Annotated in this window: 17 protein-coding genes; 11 read left to right on the plus strand and 6 right to left on the minus strand. The window is 62.6% G+C overall.

What is annotated here, in order from left to right:
* Positions 1–10: 10 nt before the first annotated feature.
* Positions 11–202 (minus strand): ferredoxin, encoded by a 192-nt coding sequence (locus QM716_RS25745; protein WP_007734330.1) that lies wholly within the window; start codon positions 200–202, stop codon positions 11–13.
* Positions 203–467: 265 nt separating this feature from the next.
* Between QM716_RS25745 and QM716_RS25750 the strand changes: the two genes are divergently transcribed.
* From QM716_RS25750 to QM716_RS25765, 4 genes are all read left to right on the plus strand, one after another.
* Entirely contained in the window at positions 468–1,649 is a 1,182-nt protein-coding gene (locus QM716_RS25750; RefSeq protein ID WP_003945878.1) for an acyl-CoA dehydrogenase family protein, read from the plus strand.
* Between the two features lie 12 nt (positions 1,650–1,661).
* Positions 1,662–2,783, plus strand: coding sequence for an acyl-CoA dehydrogenase family protein (locus tag QM716_RS25755; RefSeq protein ID WP_283307012.1), 1,122 nt, complete (start codon positions 1,662–1,664; stop codon positions 2,781–2,783).
* A 61-nt stretch (positions 2,784–2,844) separates the two neighbouring features.
* Positions 2,845–4,476, plus strand: a complete 1,632-nt coding sequence (locus tag QM716_RS25760; protein ID WP_283307013.1) for a long-chain-fatty-acid--CoA ligase — start codon at positions 2,845–2,847, stop codon at positions 4,474–4,476.
* A 102-nt stretch (positions 4,477–4,578) separates the two neighbouring features.
* Positions 4,579–4,734, plus strand: coding sequence for a hypothetical protein (locus QM716_RS25765; RefSeq protein WP_230814877.1), 156 nt, complete (start codon positions 4,579–4,581; stop codon positions 4,732–4,734).
* A 55-nt stretch (positions 4,735–4,789) separates the two neighbouring features.
* Here QM716_RS25765 and QM716_RS25770 read toward each other — a convergent pair whose 3' ends face one another.
* On the minus strand, positions 4,790–5,905 hold the full coding sequence (locus QM716_RS25770; RefSeq protein WP_283307014.1) for an NAD(P)H-dependent flavin oxidoreductase: 1,116 nt from the start codon (positions 5,903–5,905) through the stop codon (positions 4,790–4,792).
* Positions 5,905–7,578 carry an acyl-CoA synthetase gene (locus QM716_RS25775; RefSeq protein WP_283307015.1) on the minus strand — a complete coding sequence of 558 codons (1,674 nt, stop codon included), beginning with the start codon at positions 7,576–7,578 and terminating at the stop codon, positions 5,905–5,907. Before QM716_RS25775 ends, QM716_RS25770 begins: the two co-directional genes overlap by 1 nt.
* Positions 7,579–7,657: 79 nt before the next feature.
* On the opposite strand from QM716_RS25775, the gene QM716_RS25780 reads away from it, so the two are divergent.
* Positions 7,658–8,482 (plus strand): crotonase/enoyl-CoA hydratase family protein, encoded by an 825-nt coding sequence (locus QM716_RS25780; protein ID WP_283307016.1) that lies wholly within the window; start codon positions 7,658–7,660, stop codon positions 8,480–8,482.
* Positions 8,483–8,602: 120 nt separating this feature from the next.
* On the opposite strand, the gene QM716_RS25785 is transcribed toward QM716_RS25780, so the two are convergent.
* Positions 8,603–9,577 (minus strand): hypothetical protein, encoded by a 975-nt coding sequence (locus QM716_RS25785; protein WP_283307018.1) that lies wholly within the window; start codon positions 9,575–9,577, stop codon positions 8,603–8,605.
* Between the two features lie 167 nt (positions 9,578–9,744).
* Entirely contained in the window at positions 9,745–10,782 is a 1,038-nt protein-coding gene (locus QM716_RS25790) for an LLM class F420-dependent oxidoreductase (RefSeq protein WP_283307019.1), read from the minus strand.
* Positions 10,783–10,855: 73 nt separating this feature from the next.
* Here QM716_RS25790 and QM716_RS25795 point away from each other — a divergent pair, with 73 nt between their 5' ends.
* From QM716_RS25795 to QM716_RS25820, 6 genes are all read left to right on the plus strand, one after another.
* On the plus strand, positions 10,856–11,833 hold the full coding sequence (locus tag QM716_RS25795) for a Zn-ribbon domain-containing OB-fold protein (RefSeq protein ID WP_283307021.1): 978 nt from the start codon (positions 10,856–10,858) through the stop codon (positions 11,831–11,833).
* Between the two features lie 10 nt (positions 11,834–11,843).
* The gene (locus QM716_RS25800) at positions 11,844–12,914 is read left to right on the plus strand and encodes a thiolase family protein (RefSeq protein WP_283307023.1); all 1,071 of its coding nucleotides are present in this window, start codon (positions 11,844–11,846) and stop codon (positions 12,912–12,914) included.
* Positions 12,914–14,095, plus strand: coding sequence for a thiolase family protein (locus QM716_RS25805; RefSeq protein WP_283307025.1), 1,182 nt, complete (start codon positions 12,914–12,916; stop codon positions 14,093–14,095). The genes QM716_RS25800 and QM716_RS25805 overlap by 1 nt, the downstream gene beginning before the upstream one ends.
* 35 nt (positions 14,096–14,130) lie before the next feature.
* The gene (locus QM716_RS25810; RefSeq protein WP_283307026.1) at positions 14,131–14,994 is read left to right on the plus strand and encodes a TIGR03619 family F420-dependent LLM class oxidoreductase; all 864 of its coding nucleotides are present in this window, start codon (positions 14,131–14,133) and stop codon (positions 14,992–14,994) included.
* A 9-nt stretch (positions 14,995–15,003) separates the two neighbouring features.
* Entirely contained in the window at positions 15,004–15,414 is a 411-nt protein-coding gene (locus tag QM716_RS25815) for a nuclear transport factor 2 family protein (protein ID WP_283307027.1), read from the plus strand.
* Positions 15,415–15,589: 175 nt separating this feature from the next.
* Positions 15,590–15,970, plus strand: a complete 381-nt coding sequence (locus QM716_RS25820; RefSeq protein ID WP_283307028.1) for a VOC family protein — start codon at positions 15,590–15,592, stop codon at positions 15,968–15,970.
* Positions 15,971–16,152: 182 nt separating this feature from the next.
* On the opposite strand, the gene QM716_RS25825 is transcribed toward QM716_RS25820, so the two are convergent.
* Entirely contained in the window at positions 16,153–17,403 is a 1,251-nt protein-coding gene (locus tag QM716_RS25825; protein ID WP_211921484.1) for a cytochrome P450, read from the minus strand.

Raw genomic sequence — 17,403 nt, forward strand, 5'->3', positions numbered from 1 at the left:
GCAACCATCGTCACGGATGTTCGGTCAGCGCCGCACGCGGGCACTGGGCGATCGCGGAACGGACATCTTCCCAACGATCCTCCGGCGGACGTACGGAACTGATCACGAGCTCCTCGTTGTCGTCGAGGTCGAAAATATCGGGGGCGATCCCGACGCACACACCGTTTGCCTCGCAACGGTCCAGATCAACCCTGACCTCCATGGCGATTCCTCTTCTCTACTCACAACTCCTGGCACGAACACGGATACGAAACGAGTGCCGCAGGGCTGTGCCGCACACCGTTCCTGGCGATAACACTAGAACCTGTTTCAGTCGTGTGCAATGATTCGAAAAAGTACCGAGAACGGACGTCGAACGATCCGCTGGACACAGCGAAGGCGCCCCACGTCGCCGATGTACGCATCGATAGAACCTGTGTCAATCGAATAGTTGGCGCTTTGATTCGTATCTCTATGGAGAGGCAACCATGCACATCACCTACACCCCTGAGCAGCAACAGCTCCAGGAGGAGTTGCGTGCCTACTTCGCACAACTGATGACTCCCGAACGGCGTGAAGCACTCGCCGCCACGACGGGTGAGTACGGCGAAGGCAATGTGTACCGCGAAGTCGTCGCGCAGATGGGCCAGGACGGCTGGCTCACCCTCGGTTGGCCGAAAGAGTACGGCGGGCAGGAACGCTCCGCGATGGACCAGCTGATCTTCACCGACGAAGCAGCCATCGCCGGGGCGCCCGTGCCGTTCCTGACGATCAATTCCGTAGCGCCGACAATCATGCATTTCGGTACGGACGAGCAGAAGGCCTTCTTCCTGCCCAAGATCTCCCGCGGTGAGCTGCACTTCGCGATCGGGTACTCCGAGCCCGAGGCCGGTACCGACCTGGCTTCGCTGCGCACATCGGCGGTCCGCGACGGCGACGATTACGTCATCAACGGGCAGAAGATGTGGACCAGCCTGATCCAGTACGCCGACTACGTGTGGTTGGCGTGCCGAACCGATCCGGAAGCCAAGAAGCACAAGGGAATCAGCATGCTGATCGTCCCCACCACGGCAGAAGGCTTCTCCTACACCCCGGTTCACACCATGGCCGGTCCCGACACCAGCGCCACCTACTACCAGGACGTACGCGTCCCGGCGTCGTCGATAGTCGGCCAGGAACACGGCGGCTGGGCACTGATCACCAATCAGCTCAACCACGAGCGTGTTGCGCTCACCTCGGCCGGACCGATTCTCACCGCGCAGCGCGAAGTCCGCGAGTGGGCACAGAACACCAAACTGCCCGACGGCCGACGCATGATCGACCAGGAATGGGTGCAGATCAATCTGGCGCGTGTGCACGCCAAGGCCGAGTACCTGAAGTTGATGAACTGGGAAATTGCCTCGGCAACCGATCATGCTCCGGGACCTGAGGCGGCGTCGGCGAACAAGGTGTTCGGTACCGAATTCGCCACCGAGGCTTACCGCTTGCTGATGGAGATCCTCGGATCTTCCGCCACGATCAGGCAGAACTCCCCCGGCGCTCTTCTGCGCGGTCGCATCGAACGTATGCATCGTTCTTCGCTGATCCTGACGTTCGGTGGCGGTACCAACGAAGTGCAACGCGACATCATCGGAATGACAGCTCTGCGGCTTCCCGCATCGAAGCGATAAGGACCCACGATCATGGAATTCACCCTTACCGAGGCCCAGCAGGACCTGTCCGGCCTGACACGATCCGTCGTCACCGAACTGGTGACCAACGATCGCCTTCGTGAGCTCGACGCCGTCGAAGACCGTTTCGACGCCACTTTGTGGAATGCTCTGGCTTCAGCCGGCGTTCTCGGCGCGGCACTTCCGGAATCGGTGGGCGGCGACGGATTCGGTGTCCTCGAACAATGCAGCATCCTCGCCGAACTCGGACGCGGCGTCGCAGCCGTTCCGTTTTTGACGTCCATCGTCGGATCAGCCTCAGCGATAGCGGAATTCGGCTCGGACAAGCAGCGAGACGAATGGGCAAGCGCTGCCGCCGCCGGCGAGAAGATACTCACCGCGGCCCTCGCCGAGGAATACAACGACGACCCGGCCCACCCGATCACGCGTGCGGAGAAGACGGCTGACGGTTGGCGAATCGACGGAGCCAAGATCACCGTCGACAGTGCGCCGCTCGCAGATCTTTTCCTGGTCCCCGCGATCACCGAGGACGGTGTCGCGGTCTTCCTCGTCGAACCGTCGGACGCGGGCGTGAGCGTCACGAGGCAGTCGACCACCGATTTCTCGAGTGCGGGTCTCGTCGAGTTCGATTCGGTGCAGATCCCGGCCGATCGTGTTCTCGGCTCGGTTGCCCAGGGATCCGACATCGCAGCGTGGATCGTCGAGCGAATCCAGCTCGGTTCGAGCGCCTACCAGTACGGGGTGCTCGATCAAGCGCTGAAGCTGACCGCCGAATACGCCACCGAGCGTGTGCAGTTCGGTCGTCCGATCGGTAGTTTCCAGGCTGTGGCCCAGCGCCTCGCCGACGGATACATCGACGTCAAGGGCGTCCGTCTGACGCTGTGGGCTGCCGCGTGGCGTCTGAGCGAAGGACTTCCGTCCGACGGGGCCGTACAGACGGCCAAGTTCTGGGCCGCGGATGCGGGACACCGCGTCGGGCACACCGCTGTTCACGTTCACGGCGGTGTGGGTCTGGACGAGGACCACCCGGTTCACCGCTACTTCCTCGCCGCCAAGCATCACGAGTTCCTGCTCGGCAGCGCTACCGATCAGCTTCGCGCACTGGGCAAGGAACTCGCCGCAGTCCCTGCCTGAGCGAGTCCCACCGAGTGGAAATCCATGACCTGGTCCGAGACGAATCGATGATGATGCAGCTATGAGTCAGAGCCCCACTGTTTCCGATCTACTCCTCGGAGTCAGCGAGATCGACGACCGCGGCATCCGTTTCGAGGACCAGGTCATCTCCTGGCGCGAGCACGTTCAACGATCGTTCGATCGAGCAGCGCTGCTGGACACGCTGCTCGATCGAACGTGCCCCAGGCATTTCGGTCTTCTCATGGAGAACGTCCCCGAGTTCTCGCTACTGCTCGGCGCGGCATCATTCTCGGGTTCGGTTGCAGCCGGACTGAACACGACCAGGCGCGGCCCGGCACTAGCGCGAGACATTGCGCTCTCCGACTGCCAGGTGATATTCACCGAGAACAACCAGGCACACCTACTCGACGACCTCGATCTCGGTGACGTCCGGGTGATCAACGTGGATTCTCCGGCCTGGACGGAGTTGTTGGCGCCCTTCGCCGATACGCCGGCCTACGCGTCGACGGCGCAGCCCGACGATCTGTTGATGCTCATCTTCACCTCCGGAACCAGCGGTGATCCCAAAGCGGTTCGCTGCACGCACCACAAGTTGGCCTCTCCCGGGGTCATGCTTGCCGATCGCTTCAGGCTCGGCGCCGACGACGTCGTCTACATGGCGATGCCCATGTTCCATTCCAACGCCATGATGGCGGCGTGGACGGTTGCACTGCACGCTCGTGCGGGAATTGCCATGCGACGCAAGTTCTCCGCTTCGGGTTTTCTGCCCGATGTCCGCAAGTACGGAATCACGTACTCCAACTACGTCGGAAAACCGTTGTCCTTCATCGCGTCCACCCCCGAGGTGCCGAACGAGCGGGACAACACCTTGAAGATCATGTACGGCAACGAGGGTTCAGCTCCTGCCGTCGCCACCTTCGTCCGGCGTTTCGACGCCCGCGTCATCGACGGATTCGGTTCCACCGAGGGCGGCATTTCGATCTCCGCGGCACCGATTCCGCGGACCGGCGCCCTCGGACTGCTCCCGGACGGCGTCAAGATTCTTGATCCCGAGACCGGAGCACCCTGCCCACCTGCGGTGTTCGACGCCGACGGCCGGATCACCAACGCCGACGAGGCAACCGGTGAATTGGTCAATGTCACCGGTCCAGGCACGTTCGCCGGGTACTACAAGAACCCGGAAGCCGACGCCGAGCGAATGCGCAACGGCCAGTACTGGAGTGGCGATCTGGCGTACACGGATGTCGACGGCTACGTCTACTTCGCGGGGCGCAGTTCCGGTTGGCTACGAGTGGACGGTGAGAACATCGGCGCCGCACCCATCGAACGCTCGCTGGTCGGTTACCCGGGCTTCGCGCAGGTTTCCGTGTACGCGGTCCCCGACCGCGACGTCGGCGACCGCGTCATGGCGTCGGTGATTCCGGTCGGCGACGTCGACAATTTCGACCCGGTCGCCGTGGCCGAATATATCGATTCTCGGCCGGAACTCGGGCCGAAGCAGAACCCGACCTTGATCCGCGTGTGCAGTGAGTTCCCGCGGACGGCAACGTTCAAGGTGGTCACTCGAACGCAGAGCGCCGAACGCTGGAACACCTCCGATCCGGTGTGGATCCGCCGGCGCGGTGAAGCCGCCTTCCAATTGCTGACTTCCGAAATGGCGCTCGGCCTCGAGAAGACTCGAGAGTCGGTCTAGCCCGATCGGTCAGTAGTGCTGAGCAAGCGGTTTGTGCGCCGACACCGTGATTTTGCTCCGCTGCCTCACCATTGCGCCCGTTCTTCCGGCAAAATTGCGGGTATGAAGAACCCGAACCTGACGCCTTCGCGCGTTCTCGCAGTTGTCCTCGCCGCCGCCCTGGTAATTTTCGTGATCGCACGCCGCCGCGACGACGGTGTTCTCAGCCGCGGAGAATGGTTGTCGGACAGCGTCGGACCGGACGACCTCGCCGGCTGAAACGCCGTATGCCCTCAGCCGAAACTCGGCCGAGGGCATACGCACGTGTCATCTACTACTTCATCGAATCCAGTCGGGTTCGCGCGTCCTCGAACCCCGACACCAGCTCGGCCATGACCTCGGCGACCGGGCGGATCTCGTTCATCCGGCCCACGATCTGACCGACGGGCATTGCCACAACTTCCGGGTTCTCCGATGCAGCGATTCTCTGATGAGCATCGCTGACCAGTAGGTTCTGCAGCGGCATCGGCAAGGGCGCCGGTGCTCCCGGGTTCGACCAGGCTTCCGTCCACTTGGTCTTGAGCAACCGAGCGGGCTTACCTGAGTAGATGCGCGAACGTACGGTGTCGGCCGACGTCGCGCCCAACAGTGCACGCTGAATAGCGGACGGGCCTTCGCCCGACGCACTGCCGAGTTTGTATTCGGACGTGGTGAGCCAGTACGAGCCCATCCATACTCCGGACGCACCGAGTGCGAGTGCAGCAGCCACCTGACGGCCGCTGCCGATACCGCCGGCAGCCAGCACGGCAGCCGAATCACCGAGTGCATCAACGATTTCCGGAACCAGAACCATCGAAGCAACCTCGCCGGTGTGACCGCCGGCCTCGTAGCCCTGCGCAATCACGATGTCGACGCCGTTAGCGACGTGACGACGTGCATGCTCGACTGCACCGGCCAGTGCCGCTACCGGCACGCCCTTCTCGTGTGCCTGATCGATCACGTCCTTCGGCGGCGATCCCAGTGCATTCGCGATCAACGCAATCCGATGCCCCAGAGCAACATCGACGTGAGATCGCGCCACCGAGTGAAGCCATCCCAGTACGCCGGTCGCATGCTCGACGTCGTCGGAAAGCGGCGGCACACCCAGTTCGTCGAGTGTGCGGTTGACGAAGGCGCGGTGCTCCTCAGGAATCAGCTTGTCGAGGTCGACGGCGCCGCCCTCGGTCGGCACCTTGGCCGGCATGACGATGTCGACGCCGTACGGCTTACCATCGGTGTTCTCGTCCATCCACGTCAGTGCAGCTTCGAGCTCTTCCGGGTCGTTGAACCGGACGCAACCGAGCACACCCAGACCGCCCGCGCGACTGATAGCGGCCGCGACGTGCTCGGAAGGAGTGAATCCGAAGATTGGGTATTCGATGCCGAACTTGTCGGCGAGATCCGAACGCATCAGGCTTCCACGCTTTCTGTCGGCGACGCCACAGGAGCGCCGTTTCCGTTGTGATCGTCAGCCTCGCGCGATTCCGTTTCGGCCTTCGCCCAGCGGTAGTCGGGCTTGCCTGCCGGGTTGCGCTTGATCTGGTCTACGAACCACACGCTTCGCGGAACCTTGTATCCGGCAATCTCTTTGCGCGCCGCGGTAGCGATGTCGTGCAGCGTCGGCGACGCGCCTTCGCGTACCTGAACCACTGCGGCAACCCGCTGACCGAAGCGGTCGTCGGGGATACCGACCACCAGCACGTCGAAGATGTCCGGGTGCGCCTTCAAAGCGCCCTCGACCTCTTCCGGGTACACCTTCTCGCCGCCGCTGTTGATGGACACCGAACCGCGGCCGAGCATCGTGACCGTGCCGTCGGCTTCGACCTGCGCGTAGTCGCCGGGGATCGAGTAGCGAACACCGTTGATGGTCCGGAAGGTTTCGGCCGTCTTGACCTCGTCCTTGTAGTAACCGAGCGGGATGTTGCCCCTGCGAGCGAGCATGCCGCGCTTGCCCGAACCGGGCTCGACCTCGTTACCGTCGTCGTCGAGAACCGTTGTGGAGGCGTCGATCTTGACCGTCGGTCCGCCGGTGTGCTTCTGCCCCTTGCTCAATACTGCCAGTCCGCCGAAGCCCGTCTCGGACGCTCCGATGGAGTCCGTCAGCAGGCGGTTGGGCAGCAGTTCGAGGAACTGCTCCTGGATGCTCGGCGAGAAGAGGGCAGCGCTGCTGGCCATCACGTAGAGCGTCGAAAGATCGTACGGCTCACCGGTCTCCGGGTTTCCGGCGATCAGTGCGTCGAGCATCGGGCGGCCCATTGCATCGCCCGTGATGAAGATCAGGTTGACCTTGTGCTTGTCGATGTTCTGCCACACCTCGTGAGCGTCGAACTCCGGGTGCATCAAACAGGTTCCGCCGCCGAAGAGGCTGTGGAACACCGCCGACTGCGAACCGCCGTGAATCATCGGGGGGATCGGGTAGCGGATCATGCTCGGGTTGGCAGCGCCGACCTTTGCCATCTCGTACTCGTCCTCGACCGGGACTCCGGTGACGAAGTTGATGCCGCCGCCGAGCACACGCCACCAGTCCTCGTGACGCCACATGACGCCCTTGGGGCTACCGGTCGTGCCGCCGGTGTAGAGCATGAAGATGTCGTCGTTGCTGCGATCTTCGAAATCGCGCTCACCCGAACTCTGCGCGAGTGCGTCCTCGTAGCCGATTCCGAAAGCACTGAAGTCCAGATCGGTGCCGTCCTCGACCACGATGACGGACTTGACCTTGGGAGTGTTCGGCAGGACGTTCGCGACTTTGTCCGAGTAGCGTCGCTCGTGAATGAGCGCAACCATGTCGGAATTGTCGAAGATGTACTGCAACTCGTTCTCGACGTACCGGTAGTTGATGTTCACCATCACGGCCCGGATTTTGAAAACGGCGACCATGGCCTCGATCGCCTCGATGACATTCCGGCAGTAGATGCCGACCTTGTCACCCGGCTGAACGCCATGTTCACGCAGGTAGTGACCGAGGCGATTCGCCCGGTCCTCCAACTGCGCATAAGTCGACTCGCGATTGTCCGAGACCAGCGCAACGCGGTCCGGAACGAGGTCGATTGCGTGCTCTACGAAGTCTGCGATGTTAAGGGCCACGAGATCAAAGTAGAACGTGTTACCGTTTCTGGCAAGACCCAATTTGAGAGCCAGCTCACAGACCCGCCAGGAGCCATCAGTGCCCACTTCGACGACCGAAAAATCAGACATTTCGGAAACCGCGCCACATTGCCTCGTAGAGAAGCGCGGTCACGTCCTCATCGTGACGATGAACCGCCCCGAGCGTAAGAACGCCATCACCGGCGAGATGATGGCGATCATGGTCGATGCCTGGGACCAGGTCGACAACGACCCCGAGATCCGCGTCGCAATCCTCACCGGGGCGGGCGGCGACTTCTGCGCCGGCGCCGACCTCAAGAACATGTCCGCCAAGCCGCCGGGAGATTCCTTCGCGGGCGGTGGCGTCGACATGTCCAAGATCGAAGGCCTCCTCAAGGGTCGTCGGTTGACAAAGCCGCTGATCGCCGCCGTCGAGGGTGCAGCTATCGCCGGCGGAACCGAAATCCTGCAGGGAACCGACATCCGTGTCGCGGGTGAGAGCGCCAAGTTCGGCGTCTCCGAAGCCAAGTGGGGGCTCTTCCCGCTCGGTGGATCCGCAGTGCGTCTGGTGCGCCAGATTCCGTACACGATCGCAGCGGACATCCTTCTCACAGGCCGTCACATCAAAGCTCCGGAGGCCAAGGAGATCGGACTCATCGGCCACGTCGTCCCGGACGGCCAAGCCCTCGACAAGGCACTGGAGCTCGCCGACCTGATCAGTGCCAACGGCCCCCTCGCCGTCCAGGCGATCCTCAAGACCATCCGCGACACCGAGGGCATGCACGAGGAAGAGGCCTTCCAGATCGACGCGCAACTGGGCATGAAGGTGTTCATGAGCGCCGACGCCAAGGAGGGCCCGCGGGCGTTCGGAGAGAAGCGACCGCCCCAGTTCAAGGGTGTCTGACCCACCCCTTTCCGATCTGCCCCTGTCTGATCTACCCCTGTCTGATCTGCCGCTGGCTGCACCCCCTTTTCGAGCGAACGTACCTTTCGGCGTCTTCAGTACGCCGAAAGGTACGTTCGCTCAGCCGGTTTCGTCCAATTTCACCCACCTCGACCTCGCGAACAGCTGCGGCCGGGGCCGTGACTGCGCCAATCTGTAGTGCGCACGAAGGTCCTCGATCACGCGATCGGGATCAGTTCGCAGTGCACTGGGCACCGTCGGTAACACGATGATTCCCGCATTCTGCATTCGCGTCCGGCGTTCCACCGTGCGTTTGTAGTCCGTCGGCGCTGCATGCCATTCCAACGAGTCGATGTCCCACGCAAAGGCAACCGAATCGATCCATCCGTCCGGAATTGCGATGAAGTCTCCCTTCGCATCCCGGACCTCATGATTGAACAACATTTCCGGCAGCCCGCTCCGCTGCCACAGTTTTCGCGCGTGAACCTCAGGCACCGAATGGACGTTCGCGTTCACTTCGCGCAACACGACCCGAGGTAGCGCGGAACCCCGGCTGCTACCGGCGTCGAGTTCCTTCGCAAGTTCGCGCACCGAGACGTCGCCGCGCTGAACAGCCTCAGCGATGAGTGCCCGTGTGGGGTCGAGGGCATTGCACCGCCTCGCAGCGTCGAGTAACGCTCGCGGCAGCGGCGCACAGCGCAGACCGTTCCGAATCTCCGGCTCAGGCAATCGAACAGTGCGCTCTACCGTGACGAACCCGACCGATTGAACTCGACGGTCGATGGGGATGAGCACCTGCACATCCCCCGAGTGCGTTCGATATCCGTACTCCGACATAGAGGATCGCCCAGTCAGCAGGGACTTGTCACCGCTCAACATGAGCGCCGCGATCGAGCGTTGACGTGGCGTCGGTTGACCGTTTCTGAGCAGGATGACCCCCGGCAATATGCGCTGCCACGGTCCACCCACCCGACACCGGGTGTGCACTGCGGAGTTGGACACGCCCAATCGCGCCAACTCCGCCGTTCGGATCACTCCGCTTCGACTGACGCGGTAAATCGCGTCCAGATCATCGCCCCACGTTCCACGCCGCATGGTTGCAGCATGACTCGAGCAGCAGCGCGGGTCCCGGCGGCGACCTGGGGTTTCAGTGCGCCTGTGGATAACTTTCGGCGAGCGAACGGCACGTTGAGCGCCTCAGATGCGCTGAACGTGCCGTTCGCTCAGAAAAAGGGGGGCCCTCGAAAAAGGCAGGGTCCCGCTCAACCACCCACCGCAGCCGCGAGCTCACGCACATGGTCGGCGTCGCGGCAGGTCACCAGCAGCATCGTGACTCCGGCTTGCTCCCAACGCTTCACCTCGGCGCGCACCTCGTCGACGTTGCCGATGATCATGGTCTCGGTGACCATGTCGTCGGGGACGACGGCAGCCGCTTCGTCCTTGCGGCCCGACATGAAGAGCCTGCCGATCTCGTCGACCTCCTTCTCGTAACCCATCCGCTTGTAGACCTGCGCGTGAAAGTTCAACTCCGGGGCGCCCATTCCGCCGACGTAGAGGGCCGTCATCGGCTTGAGAGCGGCGATGGCGGCGGCGCGATCGTCGGTCACGATGACCTGACACGTGGCGGCCACCTCGAAGTCTTCGCGACTACGACGGGCCCCGGCGCGCGCGAACCCTTCGTCGAGCCACTTGTTGTACATCGGGGCCAGGCGTGGGGTGTAGTAGATCGCCAGCCATCCGTCTGCGATTTCGCCGGCGAGCGCGACGTTCTTCGGCCCTTCGGCGCCGAGCCAGATCGGGATGTCCGCACGCAACGGGTGCGTAATGGGCTTGAGCGGCTTGCCAAGTCCCGAACTGCCCGGTCCCGCATACGGCAGAGGGTAGTGGGGTCCGGGACTGGTGACGGGCGCTTCACGGGCAAGAACCTGACGCACGATCGAGACGTATTCGCGAGTGCGAGCCAGCGGCTTCTCGAAAGGCTGGCCATACCAACCTTCGACGACCTGGGGTCCGGATACGCCGAGCCCGAGGATCGTTCGTCCGCCGCTCAGGTGGTCGAGGGTGAGCGCGTGCATGGCGCAACTGGTCGGTGTTCGCGCCGAAATCTGTACGACGGACGTACCGAGCCGGACCTTCTCGGTGCGCGATCCCCACCAGGCGAGCGGGGTGAATGCGTCCGAGCCCCAGGACTCCGCCGCGAAGACCGCGTCGAATCCCGCGCCTTCGGCGGCATCGATCAGTTCCGGGGCGTTTGCCGGCGGTTGTGCGCCCCAGTATCCGAGTTGCAACCCAAGCTTCATCGCAGGCCTCCACATTGCCGGTGATCAGAAGTGACTCTTGCCACAATCTCTAGAACCTGTTCTACTCGATCTTGTGACCATCGGAAAGAGCGGGGTGGCCGACAAGCCCCTGAGCGCACCATTGAATCTCCATTTCGACTACACCAGATCGACGGGACCGACCATCGGCGCGTTCGTGACTGCCCTGCGTGATCGCAAGGTGATCGGCGCCCGTGGGTCGAACGGTCGTGTCTTCGTGCCGCCACCGGAATTCGATCCGGACACGGCCGAACCACTGACCGACTTCGTCGGGGTCTCCGACGGCGGAACGGTCGTGAGTTGGACGTGGATGCCCGAACCCATCGAGGGACAACCACTGACGAAGCCCTTCGCGTGGGCCCTGATCAAGCTCGACGGCGCGGACACCTCCATGCTCCACGCGGTCGACGTCGACTCCCCCGACGACATCAGCACCGGCCTGCGGGTTCGTGCCCGTTGGGCGTCGGAGCGGATCGGGCAGATCAAGGACATCGAATGCTTCGAACCAGGTGAGAGCGAAAATGGCATCGCGACAGTCGATTCCGACGCCGATCCTGTCACCATGATCACGACGCCCGTCGACCTGCATTTCATGCATTCCGCTTCGGCCGAGGAGAGCTTCTACCTCCGCGGTCTCGCAGAGGGCAAGCTGATCGGTGGTCGCAGCGGACCCGAAGACAAGATCTACATCCCTCCGCGCGGCGCCAATCCCACCAACGGGAAGCCGACGAGCGAGCAGATCGAACTGCCGGACAAGGGAATTGTCACCACCTTCTGCATCGTCAACGTCCCGTTCCTCGGACAGCGGATCAAACCTCCCTACGTGGCCGCCTACGTGCTCCTCGACGGGGCCGACATTCCGTTCCTGCATTTGATCCTCGAATGTGATGCCGCGGAAGTACGGATGGGCATGCGCGTCGAAGCCAAGTGGAAGCCTCGCGAAGAGTGGGGTTACACCCTCGAGAACATCGAATACTTCCGGCCGACAGGTGAACCCGACGCCGAGTACTCCACCTTCCAACACCACCTGTGAGGCTCCTGAAATGACTTCTGCAGACATCGCAGTCGTGGGCTTTGCTCAGGCACCCCACGTCCGCGAAACCAACGGCACCACCAACGGCGTCGAGATGCTCGTCCCGTGCTTCCAGCAGCTATACAGTGATCTGGGAATAACCAAGTCCGACATCGGCTTCTGGTGCTCCGGATCTTCCGACTACCTGGCCGGACGAGCGTTTTCCTTCATCTCGGCCATCGACTCCATCGGAGCGGTACCGCCGATCAACGAATCTCACGTCGAGATGGACGCTGCGTGGGCGTTCTACGAAGCGTGGATCAAGATCTTGACCGGCGAGGTCGAGACCGCGCTGGTGTACGGCTTCGGCAAATCCTCCGCCGGGCACCTGCGCAAGATCCTGTCCATGCAACTCGATCCGTACCTCGTCACGCCGCTGTGGCCAGACTCCGTCTCGATCGCCGGGCTTCAAGCCCGACTCGGACTCGACGCGGGTAAGTGGACGCAGGAGGACATGGCGGAGGTTGCCGCTCGCAGCCGTCGTCACGCGCTGAGTAATCCGAAGGCTCAGCTCGCGGGCGAGTTCGACATCGAGGCACTGCTCGCCAGCCCCTTCCTCGCAGATCCGTTGCGCGCACACGATTGTGCGCCCATCACCGACGGCGCGGCAGCGATAGTCCTGGCCTCGGGCACCCGTGCACGAGACCTGTGCGAGCGGCCGGCGTGGATCACCGGACTCGAGCATCGCATCGACTCCCCCAACCTGGGCGCACGTGACCTGACGACGTCGCCGTCGACTACGTCGGCAGCCAAGGCAGCAACAGGCGGCGAGGTCGGCAACATCGACGTCGCTGAACTGCACGCACCGTTCACTCACCAGGAATTGATCCTGAAGGAAGCGATCGGCCTGACCGACGCCACCACGATCAACCCGTCCGGCGGACCGCTCAGCGGCAATCCACTGTTCGCCGGTGGTCTGGAACGAATCGGCCACGCCGCCAAGGCAATCTTCGACGGTCAGGCGAATCGCGCTCTTGCCCATGCAACAAGCGGCCCTGTGCTGCAGCAGAACCTGGTAGCAGTCTTGGAGGGACGGAACTGATGGCCGGAACGCCTCAACTCGCGGCCGTGCTCGGCACCGGCCAAACTCACTACGTCGCAAAGCGTCACGACGTCTCGATGGCGGGCATGGTCCGTGAAGCCATCGACGCCGCGATGCTCGACGCCAACGTCGGCTGGGACGACATCGACGCCGTGGTGATCGGAAAGGCCCCCGACTTGTTCGAGGGTTCGATGATGCCGGAACTCGCAATGTCGGATGCACTGGGCGCCAACGGAAAGCCGTTGCTGCGTGTTCACACTGCCGGCTCGGTGGGTGGTTCGACGGCTATCGTTGCCTCGAGCCTGGTCAAATCCGGTGTCCACAAGCGGGTTCTGACGGTTTCCTGGGAGAAGCAGTCCGAGTCGAACGCGATGTGGGCGCTGTCCGTACCCGTTCCGTTCAACATGCCCGTCGGCGCCGGTGCCGGTGGATACTTCGCCCCGCACGTCCGTTCGTACATTCGTCGATCAGGCGCACCGGAGCACATCGGCTACCTCGTCGCGGTGAAGGATCGGCTCAACGGCAGCCTCAATCCCTATGCGCATCTGCGGCAGCCGGACATCACTCTCGAATCGGTGCAGGCATCTCAGATGCTCTGGGACCCGATCCGTTACGACGAGACCTGCCCGTCCTCGGACGGTGCTTGCGCGCTGGTGATCGGCAACGAAGAAGCCGCCGCGCAGGTGGAGGCCGAAGGCCGGTCCGTCGCCTGGATCCACGCGACGGCCATGCGCACCGAGCCGACGTTCTACGCCGGGCGCGATCAGGTCAATCCCCAGGCCGGCCGTGATGCCGCGGCTGCGCTGTGGAAGTCCGCGGGAATCACCGATCCGCTGAACGAGATCGACTGCGCCGAAATCTATGTCCCGTTCTCGTGGTTCGAGCCGATGTGGCTCGAGAACCTCGGGTTCGCGGAGGAAGGTCAGGGCTGGAAGCTGACCGAGGCCGGCGAAACCGCGATCGGCGGAAAGCTCCCGGTCAATGCTTCCGGTGGTGTGCTCTCCTCCAACCCGATCGGCGCCTCGGGCATGATCCGTTTCGCCGAGTCCGCGATGCAGGTCATGCGACGCGCCGGTGACCACCAGGTGGCCGACGCCCGTAAGGCTCTGGGCCATGCGTACGGCGGTGGCTCGCAGTACTTCTCGATGTGGGTCGTCGGCTCCGAACGTCCCACCACGTAACAGCAGCACACACGCCGATCAGGAAGAAGCCGAAGATGAAGTACACCGTCGGGGTTGCCATGAACCCTCTGGACCAGTTGGCCGGTATCGCCAAAACGGCAGAAGAGTGCGGCTTTTCGTCGATCGCTCTCCCCGATTCACTGTTCTTCATGGAAACGCAGGCGGCGGATTACCCGTACACCCCGGACGGGTCTCGGATGTGGAATGCCGAGACCCCCTGGGTCGATCCGCTGATCGCCGCGGCCGCAATGGGCGCGGTGACCGAGAAGATCGAGTTCTACACCCAGGTACTCAAGCTCGGTAGCCGCAATCCGGTCCTGCTCGCGCGGCAGGTCGGATCAGTAGCGGCACTGACGAACAACCGTTTCGGCTTCGGTGTCGGAATCGGTTGGGCTCCGGAAGAGTTCGAGTGGTGCGGCGCGCCGTACAAGCGTCGCGGCGCCCGAGTGGACGAGATGATCGACGTCCTCAAACTGATTCTGGGCGGCGGCATGGTCGAGTATCACGGCGAATTCTTCGATTTCGATCGCCTGCAGATGAGTCCGGCTCCCACCAAGCCGGTTCCGTTCTACGTCGGCGGCCACACCGAGGTCGCACTCAAGCGGGCTGCGCGCGTGGGCGACGGTTGGACGTCGGCAATGATCAAGTTCGACGATCTGGTCGGTGTCATCGCACGACTGCGTGAACTGCGTGCCGAGTACGGCCGCGAGAACGAGCCGTTCGAAATCCAGACGGTATGCATCGACCGTTTCGGCAAGGACGGCTACGCCGAACTCGAAGACGCCGGCGTCACGGACATCATCACCGTGCCTTGGGTGTTCGACGGAATCGGATTCGATGCCCCGCTGGAGGCAAAGCAGGAATCGATGCGCAAGTTCGCCGAGCAGTACATCAACTGAGGAGCCGCGATGAGTGACGAACACCCCGCCCGCGTCGCGGGTAACGCTTCGCGCGCCGCAGCGAGTGGCAAGAACAAGGAAGCCTGGCTCGATCTCTTCGCCGAGGACGGTTGGGTGGAGGATCCGGTCGGGCCGTCGGGCTTCGATCCGGAAGGCAAGGGGCATCACGGGCGCGAGGCGATCTCGAAGTTCTACGACATGACGATCGCCAACGCGGACAAGCTCGAATTTCTGATCGACGATTCCTTGGTGTGCGGCAACGAGAATGTCAACATCGGCAAGATCCGTACGACCATCGGCGGCTCGATCATCGACGCCGAGGGTGTGTTCGTCTACCGGGTGAACGACGACGGCAAGATCGCGTCGCTTCGAGCATTCTGGGAAGTGGACCGTGCGATGAAGACGGCACGCAAGGCCTGAGAACCCACATTACGAGAGCGGCCCCGGTCACACCGACCGGGGCCGCTCTCGTCGCAATCTAATTCGGCAGTGGTACTTGCACCGAGAACCTCGAAATGGTTTCCTGGTTCCCAACGTCGCGTGTCGATGACGGACTGCGTCAGGCATGGAGGCGTCGTACTGCAAGGGGTCACTTATGACCATTTCGTTCAATCACACCATCATCGCCGCAAAAGACCGGCAAGAGTCGGCGTGGTTCTTCACTCACATGTTCGGTCTACCAGGCCCTGTCGAAGTCGGCTACTTTCTCGGCGTGGAACTCGATCACGGCGTGACGTTGGACTTCGCACAAGTGGAAGAGGGCGCCGAGGTGCCGTCTCAGCACTACGCGTTTCTCGTCTCCGAAGACGACTTCGACGGCATCTACCAGCGAATACAGGCGTTGAAACTTGATCACTGGGCCGATCCGCGCCAGTCGAGTACCGGATTCAACACCAACGACGGTGGGCGCGGGGTCTACTTCCTCGACCCGTCGGGCCACTTCCTCGAAGCAATCACCAAACCATACGGCGGCTGAACTACAAACGGCGGCGCCTACGGGAGATGAGGGATCCCGCAGACGCCGCCGCAGTTCCAGGTTGCCAACTAGTGGCCCCCCGGAACGTCTACTGTAGTTCTGCGTGCTCGAGAGTGCAGAGGCAACTCCCGAAAAGCTGCACAGAACCTACTCGCCGGTTACCAGGTCAGTATATGTCCGGATCAGTGTTTGACCGGGCAGCCCGATGTCTTGTAATCAACCTGAAACTCTTTGATGCCGTTGAGCCAGCCCGAGCGCAGGCGACGGGGGTCGCCGAGCCTGGTGATGTCGGGTAGGTGATCGGCGATCGCGTTGAAGATCAGATCGATTTCGAGACGGGCCAAGTTGGCGCCGATGCAGAAGTGCGCACCGGTGCCGCCGAATCCGAGGTGCGGATTTGGGTCACGCATGATGTCGAACTTCGTGGGGTTCTCGAAGACGTCTTCGTCGAAGTTGGCCGACGCGTACATCATGACGACGCGATCGCCCTTCTTGATCTTCTGTCCGCCGAGTTCGGTGTCTTCGAGCGCGGTGCGCTGGAAAGACGTCACCGGAGTGGCCCAACGAACGATCTCGTCGGCCGCGGTCTTCGGACGTTCCTTCTTGTACAGCTCCCACTGGTCGGGATTGTCGAGGAAGGCGACCATGCCGTGTGTGATGGCATTGCGAGTGGTCTCGTTACCCGCGACCGCAAGCAGGATCACGAAGAAGCCGAATTCCTCTGGGGAGAGCTCATTTCCGTCGATGTCAGCTTCGATGAGCTTGGTGACGATGTCATCGGCGGGACACTTCTTGCGCTGATCTGCCATCTGGTACGCGTATCCCAGAATCTCCATCGACGCTGCCTGCGGGTCGATGTCGAACTCAGGGTCGTCGTACGACGTCATCTGGTTGGACCAGTCGAAGAGCTTCATTCGATCTTCCTGCGGCACACCGAGAAGTTCGGCGATGGCCTGCAGCGGCAGTTCGGACGCGACCTGAACCACGAAGTCTCCGGCACCACCGGCAGCCGCGGTCGTGACGATCTTTTCGGCGCGCTCGGTCAGTTCCTCGCGCAGGCTGTTGATGGCTCGCGGGGTGAATCCACGCGAGACCAGCTTGCGAAGCTTGGTGTGCTCCGGAGCGTCCTTGTTGATGAGGATGAATCGCTGCATCTCGACGTTCTCGCGCGGGATGTCGTCGGCGAAGCGAGGAATCGCAGTGTTCTCGTGGGTCGAGAAGATGTCGCTTCGCTGCGAGACCTCCTTGACCTCTTCATGACGGGTGACCACCCAGAAACCCTCGTCCTGGAATCCACCGATTTCCGGGGGCTGCGGATTCCACCACACGGGGGCCGTCTTCCGGAGTTCTGCGAACTCCTCGAAAGGCATACGTTCCGCGTAGATGTCGGGGTCCGTGAAGTCGATTCCCTCGGGGAATGCGGGCTGTGCCAC

The sequence above is a fragment of the Rhodococcus sp. IEGM 1409 genome (genome assembly GCF_030056735.1).
GTDB lineage: Bacteria > Actinomycetota > Actinomycetes > Mycobacteriales > Mycobacteriaceae > Rhodococcus_F.

Coding starts and splice junctions, on each gene's coding strand:
- QM716_RS25745 (WP_007734330.1), bottom strand. CDS start 202: ATGGAGGTCAGGGTTGATCTGGACCGTTGCGAGGCAAACGGTGTGTGC.
- QM716_RS25750 (WP_003945878.1), top strand. CDS start 468: ATGCACATCACCTACACCCCTGAGCAGCAACAGCTCCAGGAGGAGTTG.
- QM716_RS25755 (WP_283307012.1), top strand. CDS start 1,662: ATGGAATTCACCCTTACCGAGGCCCAGCAGGACCTGTCCGGCCTGACA.
- QM716_RS25760 (WP_283307013.1), top strand. CDS start 2,845: ATGAGTCAGAGCCCCACTGTTTCCGATCTACTCCTCGGAGTCAGCGAG.
- QM716_RS25765 (WP_230814877.1), top strand. CDS start 4,579: ATGAAGAACCCGAACCTGACGCCTTCGCGCGTTCTCGCAGTTGTCCTC.
- QM716_RS25770 (WP_283307014.1), bottom strand. CDS start 5,905: ATGCGTTCGGATCTCGCCGACAAGTTCGGCATCGAATACCCAATCTTC.
- QM716_RS25785 (WP_283307018.1), bottom strand. CDS start 9,577: ATGCGGCGTGGAACGTGGGGCGATGATCTGGACGCGATTTACCGCGTC.
- QM716_RS25790 (WP_283307019.1), bottom strand. CDS start 10,782: ATGAAGCTTGGGTTGCAACTCGGATACTGGGGCGCACAACCGCCGGCA.
- QM716_RS25800 (WP_283307023.1), top strand. CDS start 11,844: ATGACTTCTGCAGACATCGCAGTCGTGGGCTTTGCTCAGGCACCCCAC.
- QM716_RS25805 (WP_283307025.1), top strand. CDS start 12,914: ATGGCCGGAACGCCTCAACTCGCGGCCGTGCTCGGCACCGGCCAAACT.
- QM716_RS25810 (WP_283307026.1), top strand. CDS start 14,131: ATGAAGTACACCGTCGGGGTTGCCATGAACCCTCTGGACCAGTTGGCC.
- QM716_RS25815 (WP_283307027.1), top strand. CDS start 15,004: ATGAGTGACGAACACCCCGCCCGCGTCGCGGGTAACGCTTCGCGCGCC.
- QM716_RS25820 (WP_283307028.1), top strand. CDS start 15,590: ATGACCATTTCGTTCAATCACACCATCATCGCCGCAAAAGACCGGCAA.